This window comes from Nitrosomonas communis (assembly GCF_900114745.1).
GTDB lineage: Bacteria > Pseudomonadota > Gammaproteobacteria > Burkholderiales > Nitrosomonadaceae > Nitrosomonas > Nitrosomonas communis_A.
Genome location: NZ_FOUB01000003.1, coordinates 161,794 through 174,560, shown reverse-complemented (window position 1 = coordinate 174,560; position 12,767 = coordinate 161,794). Strand labels below are relative to the sequence as shown.

At 46.8% G+C, this 12,767-nt stretch carries 9 protein-coding genes; 3 read left to right on the top strand and 6 right to left on the bottom strand.

The window, feature by feature from the left end; genetic code table 11:
• Nucleotides 1-433 (top strand): transposase (locus BM122_RS02510; protein ID WP_305728202.1); only part of this gene is annotated, 433 nt, incomplete at its 5' end.
• Nucleotides 434-481: 48 nt separating this feature from the next.
• On the opposite strand, the gene trxC is transcribed toward BM122_RS02510, so the two are convergent.
• From trxC to BM122_RS02480, 6 genes are all read right to left on the bottom strand, one after another.
• Complete coding sequence (trxC, locus tag BM122_RS02505; RefSeq protein WP_074903356.1) at nt 482-904, bottom strand: thioredoxin TrxC; 423 nt, start codon at nt 902-904, stop codon at nt 482-484.
• A gap of 113 nt (nt 905-1,017) precedes the next feature.
• Nucleotides 1,018-2,628, bottom strand: coding sequence for a S10 family peptidase (locus BM122_RS02500; RefSeq protein WP_177198025.1), 1,611 nt, complete (start codon nt 2,626-2,628; stop codon nt 1,018-1,020).
• Nucleotides 2,629-2,683: 55 nt separating this feature from the next.
• Nucleotides 2,684-4,150 (bottom strand): DegQ family serine endoprotease, encoded by a 1,467-nt coding sequence (locus BM122_RS02495; protein WP_074903354.1) that lies wholly within the window; start codon nt 4,148-4,150, stop codon nt 2,684-2,686.
• Between the two features lie 273 nt (nt 4,151-4,423).
• The gene (locus BM122_RS02490; RefSeq protein ID WP_083398291.1) at nt 4,424-5,473 is read right to left on the bottom strand and encodes a hypothetical protein; all 1,050 of its coding nucleotides are present in this window, start codon (nt 5,471-5,473) and stop codon (nt 4,424-4,426) included.
• Between the two features lie 804 nt (nt 5,474-6,277).
• Entirely contained in the window at nt 6,278-6,643 is a 366-nt protein-coding gene (locus tag BM122_RS02485; RefSeq protein ID WP_074903352.1) for a glycine zipper domain-containing protein, read from the bottom strand.
• A gap of 488 nt (nt 6,644-7,131) precedes the next feature.
• Entirely contained in the window at nt 7,132-9,813 is a 2,682-nt protein-coding gene (locus BM122_RS02480; RefSeq protein WP_074903350.1) for a bifunctional acetate--CoA ligase family protein/GNAT family N-acetyltransferase, read from the bottom strand.
• A 191-nt stretch (nt 9,814-10,004) separates the two neighbouring features.
• On the opposite strand from BM122_RS02480, the gene BM122_RS02475 reads away from it, so the two are divergent.
• Nucleotides 10,005-11,570, top strand: coding sequence for an amino acid permease (locus BM122_RS02475; RefSeq protein ID WP_074903348.1), 1,566 nt, complete (start codon nt 10,005-10,007; stop codon nt 11,568-11,570).
• Nucleotides 11,571-11,599: 29 nt separating this feature from the next.
• Complete coding sequence (locus BM122_RS02470) at nt 11,600-12,523, top strand: histone deacetylase family protein (RefSeq protein WP_074903346.1); 924 nt, start codon at nt 11,600-11,602, stop codon at nt 12,521-12,523.
• Nucleotides 12,524-12,767: the final 244 nt, after the last annotated feature.

Genomic DNA, 12,767 nt, shown 5'->3' with positions numbered 1-12,767 from the left:
TATTGATGAAAGTGGGTTTGCACAGGATGCGCCGCGCACGCACGGTTATGCACCCGCTGGCCAGAGATGTCATGGCACGCATGACTGGCATGCGCAAGGTCGTATCAACGCGATTGGCGCCCTGATCGGAAAGCTATTGATAACCGTCAGCCTGTTTGCAGTCAATATCAGCGCCGATGTATTTCATGGATGGGCGATGCAGGACCTGTTGCCTAAATTGCCGTCACATGCGGTCGTTGTGATGGACAATGCTACCTTCCATAAGAGGCAGGATACGCAAGAGGCCATACAAAACGCTGGGCACACCCTTGAATACTTACCCGCTTATTCTCCTGATCTTAATCCCATCGAACATAAATGGGCACAGGCCAAAGCACTGCGTAAACAACAAAACCAGACCGTTGAGATGCTTTTTAAATCCTATACATTCTGAATCATTCTTAACTGGTTAGGCTATAATCAATCTGAGGAAAAGGTCTTATCAGCTATGACTAAGCGCCCATCTCACGATATCTGCCATTCCTATAGCGCCCGACTGCCGTGCCACCTCGCGGCCGTGGTGAAGCAGTATCAGCGTCGGAATGCTGCGGATACCAAACTGGGCACCCAGCATTTGCTCAACCTCGGTATTGACCTTGGCTAGGCGCACTTTGGGCTCAAGCTGGGTAGCAGCCTGAGCAAACTGAGGCGCCATCATTTTGCAGGGACCACACCACGGCGCCCAGAAATCTATCAATACTGGAATATCATTATGGTTAACATGCTGTTGAAAGTTGGACCCAGTCAATTCCACCGGATAACCATCAAATAGTGGCTGATGACACCTACCGCATTTCGGCGCTTCGCTCAGCCGCACAGAAGGAATGCGGTTAATAGCATCGCACTGTGGACAAACAATATGCATAGACTCGTTCAATATACCTTCCTAATCAAAGATTATGGATCTCCCTCTTAGTCAGATCACGCTTAGATCAGCACCCATGCATCACCCGATCAACTGCTAGCGTAATCAGCTAGCTATGGTATCAGTTTATAAAACTGTAGCGCATCCTCGAACATGCTATCAAGTGCCTTCTGGTGTAGGTAAGGCATGTGTCCGCCATGGTAGACCTTGAGCTGGATGTTGTTACTCATCCTCGGATCCAGTGCCATGTGTTTGATCATTATCTCGGAAGCATAGTATGGAGTGATCAGATCGAACACACCATGCATAATCTGCGTCCGCATGGCGGGATTCAGGCTCATGGCCTTTTTCAGATCTGAAAGGGCTTCGGCAAAACCTTGTTGCCCGCGAATTCCTGATCGCCAATTCCATGATTGATATACCTCTTCATTTAACAGCAGAAAAGGTATATCAGTTTTAAAATTGAGGCGATCGCGGACATAGTAGTTAAAAGCTGCCGTCAGAGGCGCATTGAGTCGCTGAAGATAGAAATCGCTGCCAATAAGTAGAGATTTTGCTGGCTCCGGATCGACCAATGTCATCGATCCATCATACAAACTCAGCACACGACGTTGGTTGGCGAGCAGCGCCTTGGCAAAACGCGCCGAAGGAACACGTCCCATCTCACGTAATAGAATATCCTTATTCAAGCCGATCAATTTGCTGATTTGCTCGAGCCACTCCTGTTCGAGCGAGCCCGCGGCCAGTCCGCCGAGATAGTCGGTCAACGCGACACGCTCCACTTCCGTTAGCGAAGAACGGGGATTGTCTGCCCGGTAGGTTATCTCGTTACTACGCTCATGAACTGCCGCAACCGCCGCGTAACTCGGCAATAACGACACCCATGGCCACAGGCTGCGCTCATTACCCCAGATAAAACTAAAATCCAGTGCAGGCGAAATTAGGATCAAACCAGTTGGCGCAATACCAAACTCCGATTGCAGCCGTTTAGAAAGGCGTGCAACTCGGAATCCCCCATAACTTTCACCAACTAAATAAACGGGCGACAACCAACGATTTTCCTCAGTCAGATAGGCGCGAATAAAACGAGACAGCGAAACGGTATCTTCCTCAATCCCCCAAGCCTTCACTCGCGGAGAGGTATTGCCTGAATATTGCGATTCCCGCCTATCTTTACCATCTGTCTTGCTGCTTTTATCATATCGCAATTCTCGGCTATAACCCGTTCCTACCGGATCAACAAAAACCAGGTCAGTAAAAGCCAGCCAGCTTTTCGGGTTGTCCACGACCTCAGCCGGCATCGGAGGTACTGTACCATCTGCGTTGAACATGACGCGCTGTGGTCCGAGCGCGCCAAGATGTAGGTACGCGGAAGCGGCACCAGGGCCACCATTAAATACAAAGGTAAGCGGTCGGGGACGCCCGCCCTGTGGCTCCATCGCGTAGGCAATATAGAAAATCTGACCCATCGGTTTTGATGGTTTATCGTAAACTGTGATCGATGCAGCGGTCGCTTTATAGTTAAATTTTACATCCCCTGCCTGAAAGGTATGCGAGGTGATCGAACGATTGGATGGATCAAGCGCGCCCAACTCATTGACAGGTTTTGCTTGTACCTGGGCCTTCTCTGGTACACCTGTCCCAATCGTAACTTGCGGCAAACAGAGCCAGATTGTAACGAGTGTCCCAATCATGCGCGGATTCTGAACAAACTTCCTTATCACCTGCATTTCCTTCCTCAAGCGCTAAGTTGACGTCCTACCTGCATGCTTTAATTGATTACCAACTCAACGCTACAAAACGCTGCGTATCGCCTTCGCGGATAAGCAACAGCAGACGTTTGTCACTACGACTTTCCTTGATCGCTCGCTGGAACTCAGCAGCATTCTTCACTTCTTTGCGATTTACCTGCAGGATAATCGCACCTGGCTTGATTCCCGCCATGGCCGCTGCAGAGCCGGGCCGCACTTCTGTGACAATTACACCTTCACCGGCTGTGGCATCAAATTGCTCTGCCAGTTGCGGTGTTAGCGTCTGCACTGTCAAACCAATATCTTCTGCACGCTGCGACGTTTGCTCGGCAGGCTGTTCCTCCTTGGTGAGTTTACCGATCTCAACTTCCACGGTTTTTTTCTTGCCATTCCGTAGAATAGTTAACTCTACGGTAGTGCCAGGGGCAAGCAACGCCACCTGGTTCCGAAAACTTCCTACATCTTTAACTGACTCGCCCTGGAAGCGTTCAATGATGTCGCCCTGCTGTAGACCCGCTTTCTCTGCGGGGGCATGCTTACTGACCTGCGCAACAAGAATTCCTTGCGATGCCTCAATTCCAAACGATTCCGCCAAGTCAAACGTTAGTTGCTGAATGACGATACCCAAATAACCACGCGTAACTTCGCCATGTTCAATGAGTTGAGTAGTAATTGCCTTGGCGAGATTACTCGGGATAGCAAAGCCTACGCCCATGTATCCTCCACTTCGACTAAAGATGGCCGTATTGATGCCTACTACCTCACCATCTAAATTGACTAAAGGACCACCTGAGTTACCTGGATTGATGGCTGCATCAGTCTGAATGAAATCTTCGTAATCATTGATGCCAAGACTGGTTCTCCCTTTAGCGCTGACTACTCCTACTGTCAGCGTGTGGCTAAGACCGAAGGGATTACCAATCGCCACTACCCACTCACCGACCTCCAGTTTAGAAGAATCAGCCAGAGTAAGCGCAGGATAGCCGCGCGCATTAATCTCGATCACCGCAATATCAGATTGTGGATCACGTCCGCTGACCTTAGCCACGAATTGGCGACCATCTTGAAATTCTACTCGGATTTTGTCGGCGTTTTCTACCACATGGTTGTTCGTCAGAATATAAGTTTTGTTAGATAGCAGGGATCGGGCTTCAAAAACGAAGCCCGATCCCTGCTCCATAATGCGGCGTTCTTCTTGTGGTTTGTCAGAATATGGACTGCTGGGAATTCCTGGAAGCCGACCACCAAAAAAGCGTTTAAAAAAATCATCACTAAACGGCCACTCATCATCAAATTGTGGAAAAAATGGCGTAACCTCTCTTGATGCTTCACTCTCCACCTGAATGAACACGACAGAAGGTGAGACGGCGCGCGCTACAGAAGCAAATGCTTTACTAGTCTGTCGCAAATTCTCGATTGCATCTTCGCTCGCTTCACTAGGTAGAGCTATCAGCCATACCACACCCAATAACGAAGCAATTAAGTTTTTTTTCATAATACTAGAACCTCCTCTTAGATGCTTGAGTGATCTATATAAATGAAACCACTATGGATACCTTATTCCATTTCCAAATCAAAAATCACGCGAAGGCGAGCCGCAGACAATATAAATAATACGGCAAGGTAAAGCCGACAAAGTCAGTTTTGATTTAGAAATGAAATTATTCATGAGAATCCGCTCCCACTATAGTTTGCAACTTGATTCCAGTTAGAACTAGCACCGAAATGCTCGATTAATTCGAAATCGGGAATCAAACCTTCTAAGTACTTAGGAAGATTCGAGTGCAGTGCGTAGAAACTGTAAATTCCTCATCATTTGCTGCTTGAGCCGTTGACGACCGATGCTACGCTTCAAATTGTTGCCTTGAACTTGATCAGTGGAAGTTCTATGTGTATAAAACAAAATAGAGCCATTACCGTACGGCAAGCAACCCAAGATCATATGACTGGAGTTATAGGAATGACCGACAAAGAATTGTCTGGTGATAATTACCGAGGCAGCATCAGTAGTTAACACAATACGATGATTGAGAATTGCCGTAGGTCGATTTTGCACTTGCCGATTGAGCCAAAAATAGCGTTCTTCAGTATCGGCTGGCAATTGAGTCGGATAATTTAACCAGATCTTTTGTAAAGCTGGAGAAAAGTATGTCAGCAATTTACTGTTAGCCGCTGCTATGCGTAATTCGTCAGCTAGATTGATATTTGCTCGTTTGCGTGCATAAGCTGCGACTCCAGTCAGGCCCTGCTTACTGTAATCTTGCCAGCGCTGCCATAAAATCTGCTGGTAATGCTGCGATACGCTTGCAATCAGGGCCATTTCGTCAGCATCGGTCAATTTCTCTCTAAGAGAAGCAAAGCTATCAATTTCCTCGGCAGACAAATTGAATTGATCACCCGCAGTAACTGCGAGCAAATTGCGGGCTTCATTGCTCTGCTCATGTGTAAAAATGAATCCCTTGAAAGCGTCTATACCGGATTGTGGAAATATCTCGCCCAGTGCCGAGGCCTCTTGATCGACCGTCGCCACATCTTTACGTTTGAAAAAAGCTGCCAGCTTCGCTGGAGGAAATGGAAAATACATACTCAGACCCATCATAAATTCTTTTTGGGTGGTTGATTCTCCTGTCTCAAAAGGGACGATTTTACCGCGCTCAAGATCAGCTACTTTATCCGGCTCAAGCTTGAGCATGGTAAAGATGGCGTCTGCCGTGGGTATGGATTCCGCAATCTCCATAGCAGACAAGAGCGGCATTTGCCCAAGTAGAAACCACAAAAATATAGCGCGTATTGGATAACTAGTGGCAGACTTACTCATTCATTATCCCTATATATTCAGTTGAGAATACGCGATTTCTTTAGATGCTCACTGCATCTTTGCGTTTCCCAGATCATTATCATCGAGTTGTTGTCTATCAAAATTTGTCTGCCGGTTTGCTGTTTGATCAGCTACTTGTTATTGATCCGATAAATGAAGCTTTAACTATCAAATGAGATTTATAGCTAAAGTTAGCACACCAGTGGCACACCTAAAATGGTGGCTTCAAACACCCAAATAGAAGCTAGAAGCAACAATCAAACCATTTTCGCCTTTTATTACATTATGATGCTAGGGAATAACACTCAGACAGGCAATAATGCATTTGTATACAATTTTATTCCTCAGCATCTAATTCCATTTCTAAATCAAAACTGACTTTGTCGGCTTCACCTTGCCGTATTATTTATACTGTCTGCGGCTCACCTTCGCGTCATTTTTTGATTTGGAAAAGGAATAAAATCTCTCAGAAAGCAATAAATATATTTAAGCGTCACCATCCGCATCACATTGATTTGGCAAGAAAAAGATTTAACTGTCGTCCTAGGAAGCAGTTTTACTGGACAATGAAACTAAAGAAAGCCGATTAATACATGAGCCATCATACCTTGACTCATGCATTAATCAATGATTCTTGGCATTAGTTAAAAAGTTAGATGTAATGATTTAAGGGCATCTTTCTTCGTTGTTCACAAAAAATGTTTCCTTACATATCAGTTATATGCTGCGTCAACACTTTTTATTCTCGCTTGTCTTGTTTAGAACTCAGAATTTTTAGAGGCGCCCTTAAGATTCTTCTGTCAATCAGCAACGGCCTTTTTTTGCTTGACCAGGAGGGCAGTGATAACCACGATCATAGTCATAATGATTATATTGATGGCGAACACCACTAGGTGGCACATTATAATACTGACTCCCTGGGGGAGCGGCATAATATTGATTTCTACGTGACGCATAACGGTGATCATCATCTGTAGTAATCGCTGATCCTACCCCTGCACCCACTGCGCCACCGATAATCGCACCGTTGCGACCTCCAATCTCATTACCCAGTGCTGCCCCAGCCGCTCCGCCTAGCGCCCCACCGATGGCTGCATCAAGTGTGGAGTTATCTGCGCTAGCTTCCACCGCTGCCAGGGCAATCGCCAAGAGAAAGTATTTCAATTTCATAGAGTAAACGTCCTGTTTAAAGTAAATTGATTAATATATTAAATAGCGTTACTTATCATCAAAACTTTAGAGAATATAACCAAATATCTCATCAAAGCAAGTTTGAATGCATATGGTATATGTTATTTGCAAATTCTTGATGGGCAAAATAACTGTTTGTTCTAATCTATTAGCTTTTTAATGATATTTGAATTCCTAGAATACCCATCCTAAGCTGAACTGGTGATGAATAGCTGCTATTGGTAAAATCGTATAGCGGATGGCGTAGGCTTATCTATCCGATTGTGCTATTCCCATTGAAAATTAGAATGAGGCATCAAATAAAAATCTTATATCGATTGCGTATAATCCCTGTAATGTGATGTCTTACTATTATCCCCAAAATTATTGGATTGTTTAACAAATCAACCTTGTTAAATAACCTATCACCATCTTAAAAACTTATTTCAGATATCTAAGCAAATAAAGTCTATTATCGAATCACCCTATCAAAGCTGCTTGACGATGCGCTTAATGGCAGTGTCTTCCTCGCTAGTACTGACTTTGAATCCCAGTTTGCGTACTAACTCCAGCATAGATTGATTGGTTGCTAATACTTCTCCTTCCATGGTTTTGATCCCCTTGGCACGAGCCGCTTCGAACAGGCAATTCATGAGTTTATTGCCAATACCTCTTCTCTGCCATTCGTCTGCTACCACAAGAGCGAATTCACAAGAATAGCCATCGGCGCTGGTCACATAGCGACATACACCTAGCTCCTTTTCCTGATTATCCTGTTTGAGCACGGCAATCAATGCCATTTCTCTGTCATAATCAATTTGCGTAAAGCGCAGGAGTGTGTTCTGTGAGAGCTCCTGCAACGCATCCATAAAACGAAAATATTTGGATTCATCCGATAAGTCTCGTACAAATTCCTGTTCGATGTTTGCATCTTCCGTGCAAATCGGGCGTATCAACAGGTCGGTACCATCTGGCAACTGCCAGTCCGTAATCAGGTGAGTGGGATAAGGATGGATTGCCATGTGCGCATAGCGGTCAACAGAAGGTGGCAGGTAATCCACGACCATACGTGCATCCACCGCGCAGGCACCGCGTTCATCGACAATTAAAGGATTAATATCCATTTCCCTGATCCACGGAAGTTCACTTACCATTTCCGAAATGTGCAAAAGTATGCTTTCCAGCTCCTCCATATTGATGGGTGGCATATTACGGAAGGACGAAAGAAGTTTAGAAATACGTGTGCGTTGAATCATATTTTTAGCCAAAAAATTGTTAAGTGGCGGAAGAGCAACTGCGCGGTCGCCCATCACTTCAACGAGCACCCCCCCTGCTCCGAAGGTAATGACAGGGCCAAATACCGGATCAGTGATTACCCCGATCATCAATTCCCGGCCATTGGGTTTGATCACCATCGGTTCAACGACGATACCGTCAATCCTAGTAGCATTGGGGCTTTTCTTTTGCACCGACTGGATAATGTCGTGATAGGCTGACCGGACTGCCTGTGCATTACCGAGGTTGAGACGAATTCCACCTGAATCTGATTTATGCGAAATATCAGGTGAATTGATTTTCATAGCGACTGGCAGGCCTAGTTCTTCAGCAATTAATAAAGCTTCGTGAGGGGTACGTGCTACCATGGACTTGGCAATCGGGATATGAAATGCTGCCAAAATCGCTTTGGATTCCATTTCATTCAAGACTTTACGACGATCTGCCAATGCACCTTCAATCAATAAGCGGGCACCTTCTTTATCCGGCATACTGCGTTGAGATATCGGACAGGGCGCCTGCATGAGCAGCTTTTGATTCTGATAATAAGCAGAAATGAATGAAAACACTTCAACGGCGGGTTCCGGTGTACGGAAACTGGATATTTTTGCCTGATTAAAGAGCTGTCTGCTTTCAGCCACTTGCACCTCCCCCATCCAACAAGCGATAAGCGGCTTGTCAAACTTGCCAGCAATTTCAATAACCGCTCGCGCCACCTCCAGTGGCTGAGTCATCGCTTGCGGTGTCAGTATCACTAACACACCATCCACGCCATCATCCTGCATACAATATGTGACAGCATGACGATAACGTTCTGCAGTTGCGTCACCGATGATATCGAGCGGATTATTATGCGACCAGGTAGCTGGTAACACTGCATTTAATTGAGTTAATGTATTTTCAGAAAGTGTAGCAATAGTCACCCCCAGTTCAACAGCCCGGTCAGCCGCCATGACACCGGGCCCACCCCCATTAGTCACAATCGCCAACCGATTGCCGCGAGGGCAGATATGAGTCGAGAGTGCTTGGGCTGCAGAAAATAACTGCACGATAGTATCTACGCGCACGACACCTGCACGTTGCAGGGCTGCATCGAATACATCATCCGCGCCAACCAGTGCACCCGTATGGGAAAATACTGCTTTAGAGCCGGCTTCATGGCGACCTGCTTTAACGATGAAGATAGGCTTGACTCTAGCCGCCGCACGCAGCGCGCTTATAAAGCTGCGAGCGTGTTGAATACCCTCGATATAAAGTAGAATACTTTGAGTATGTGAGTCAGATGCGAGGTAATCGAGTATCTCACCAAAATCTATCCCTGCTGCAGCACCCAAGGATATAATACTAGAGAAACCAACATCATTTGGTCGCGCCCAGTCCATAATTGCAGTGCAAAAAGCTCCAGATTGAGAAATTAATGCCAACCCACCAGCTTTTGCGCCTCCCTTGCTAAAGGTGGCATTCACCCCTGTCTCCGGACAGAGAATGCCAAGACAGTTGGGGCCGATTAGCCTCATACCATAACGCCGTGCGTTTTCTACTATAGCGCGTTCAAGCGCAGCGCCTTGTGGCCCGGTTTCACTAAAACCTGCCGACAACACTAAGGCAAACCGCACACCGCGCTTGCCACACATCTCAATAATATTTGGCACGGTTGCTGCGCGTGTGATGATGACAGCCAGATCAACTGTTTCCTCAATCTGCTCGATACCAGCATAGGCATGCTGACCTTGGATTTCAGGGTGATTCGGGTTGACTGCATAGAGCTTGCCCTGATAGCCGCTTTCCAGCATGTTTTTAAACACGACCCCTCCAACGGAATCTATACGGTTACTCGCACCAATCACGGCTACCGATTGAGGAGAAAAAAGCGGGCTGAGATAATGTTTGTTCATTGAATGATCTCCCACAAACGTTAACATTCCTGGCGGCAGTATAAAAGATTCTTTCCGAATATCGGTTATACCAGACTGATCTCGCTTTTAAGCGCCTATTTTATTCTTATAGTAGCACCATTTCTTGTACACTATTCTGCATAGAATCTAGGATAATTAAAAATATACGATTAAATAAAAAGGGGGAATCCATGATCTTCTGGCGCGTAAAATCGCTAGATACCATTTTGGCTACAGCCGAAAAAAAAAGCCTTCACCGCTCGCTGGGAGCATGGCAACTAACACTCTTGGGCGTAGGCGCCATCATCGGGACCGGTATCTTCGTTTTGACTGCTGAAGCCGCACAGAAAGCGGGTCCCGGCATGATGATTGCCTTTATCATCGCTGGTTTTGTGTGTGCCGTAGCGGCACTTTGCTATTCTGAGCTTTCTTCAATGGTGCCTGTATCTGGCTCTGCTTATACTTATTCCTATGCGGTATTGGGTGAATTTGTAGCATGGATGGTAGGTTGGGCATTAATCCTTGAATATTCCGTCGCTGCTAGCGCAGTCGCTGTAGGCTGGTCCGGCTATTTCGTTGGACTATTAAATAATTCTGTCGGGATTGAAATTCCCTTTGCTCTGGCGAATGGTCCCTTTGCTGGCGGAATAATCAATTTGCCAGCGGTGGTTATCTGTTTGCTGATTGTGGGCCTGCTTGTCATCGGTACGCGCGAGAGTGCCACATTCAATGCCGCACTGGTAGCGGTTAAAATCGTTGCCCTTACAGCTTTTATTGCGCTGGCCCTGCCTGTTGCTGAGTTGAAAAATTTTCAGCCGTTCGTGCCGTTAGGTGCCTCTGGGGTAGTCGCAGCAGCTGCTTCCATTTTTTTCGCCTATGTTGGTTTTGATGCAGTCTCGACTGCTGCAGAGGAAACCAAAGATCCACAACGGAATATCCCCCTCGCCCTTATCGGCTCACTGGCGATCTGCACCTTATTCTATCTTCTGGTATCAGCAGGCGTGATCGGTGCAATTGGGGCACAGCCATTGACAGATGCTAGCGGTCGCGGCCTCATGCCTGGTTCATTAGCACTGGCCGAGCAATGCCAGTCACTCGCCGCGCTCGGGCAGCAGCCAATTGTGTGTTCACGTGAAGCGCTCGCTCATGTACTGCGTGAAATCGGCTGGGAAAAAATCGGTAACCTGCTTGGCCTGGCTGCTTTCCTGGCATTACCTTCGGTTATCCTTATGATGCTATTTGGTCAGACGCGCATCTTTTTTGTTATGTCTCGTGATGGCCTGCTGCCGGAAGTGCTGAGCCGGATCCATGCACGGTTCAAAACACCGCACATCGTCACCATGGTCACCGGTATCGGGGTAACGTTTGCTGCTGCCTTCCTGCCGGTTGGCAAACTTGCTGATATCTCCAATTCCGGCACATTGTTTGCTTTTTTGGTCGTTGCACTCGCAGTAATGATTTTGCGCATCAAGGATAAAAATCGTAACAGGCCTTTCAGGACACCAGCCCTTTGGTTGGTAGGACCTCTCGCCATAATCGGTTGCATAACGCTCTTTTTCTTCCTGCCAGCGGATGCCAAACTGGTATTCCCGATCTGGACGGGAATCGGCTTGATTGTCTACTTTCTATATGGTTACCGTAAAAGTCATGTAGCGCTGCACATTGAAACATCCGCTGGTGGTGAAAACATCATCGAACCGATTCGCCCGCTTGCGGATTACCGAGATGGCTTTGAGTCGCTTAAGCAAAAGGACTAAGAACTTACTGCAAGCATAGGAAGCAATTGATGCAGACAGCCTACATTACCCACTCCGCCTGCCTTAAACATAGCATGGGAACTGATCACCCAGAGTCGCCCGCGAGACTGAGAGCGATTGAAGACCAATTGATTGCATCGGGTATTTTCCCGCTGTTGCAACAACACCAGGCACCGCGTGTAACGCCTCAACAACTCGCGCGGATACATTCAGAAAGTTATCTCAGATCCATTGAAACAGTTGCACCGCAAGATGGATTAATCAGTCTCGATGCAGACACCTTTATGAATCCTTTTACGCTGGAAGCGGCATACCGTGCAGCCGGTGCCGTAGTGCTGGGCACTGACCTCGTTATGACCGGCAAGGTGGAAAATGCGTTTTGTAATATCCGCCCGCCCGGCCATCATGCTACCTATGATCGGGCAATGGGTTTCTGCTTTTTTAATAATGTCGCTGTCGGCGTTGCGCACGCCTTGGCGCAATATGAGCTAAAGCGGGTCGCGATCGCAGATTTCGATGTCCATCACGGCAATGGCACCGAAGATATTTTCAAACATGATTCTCGCGTCATGCTTTGTTCTACTTTTCAGCACCCATTTTATCCGTTCTGTGGCACGGATAGCAGCAGCGATCACATCATCAACGTGCCGCTTGCTGCGGGCACAGATAGTCTGGCTTTTCGTTCGGCCGTTACTCAGTACTGGCTACCAGCGCTGGAAAGCTTCCAGCCAGAAATAATCTTCATTTCTGCAGGCTTCGATGCACATCGAGAAGATGATATGGCCCATCTGAATCTGATCGAATCGGACTATGCCTGGATCACTGAACAGATTAAAATGATTGCTGGCAAATATGCCCACAAACGCATTGTTTCTGTGCTGGAAGGCGGTTACGCGTTGCATGCGCTCGGTAGAAGCGCTACTGCCCATATTAAGGTATTATGTGGATTGTAAGTGGTTAAAAATCGGCATCCGGCACTTCCACAACTTTAAAATACCATGTGATCTCGTTAGATACCGCTTTGCTCACTCGTTTTTACCAACTCTGCAGGGTATCTTGCAACACTTATCCCACCGAAGAAAGTACAGGGAAGAGTTTTTTGGTACCCACCAAATATAAGCTATCATACCAAGCAGCTCAATCAATGATTGAAAAACAATAATCACAACAGTCAATTCGAATGATGACGGCAGCGCA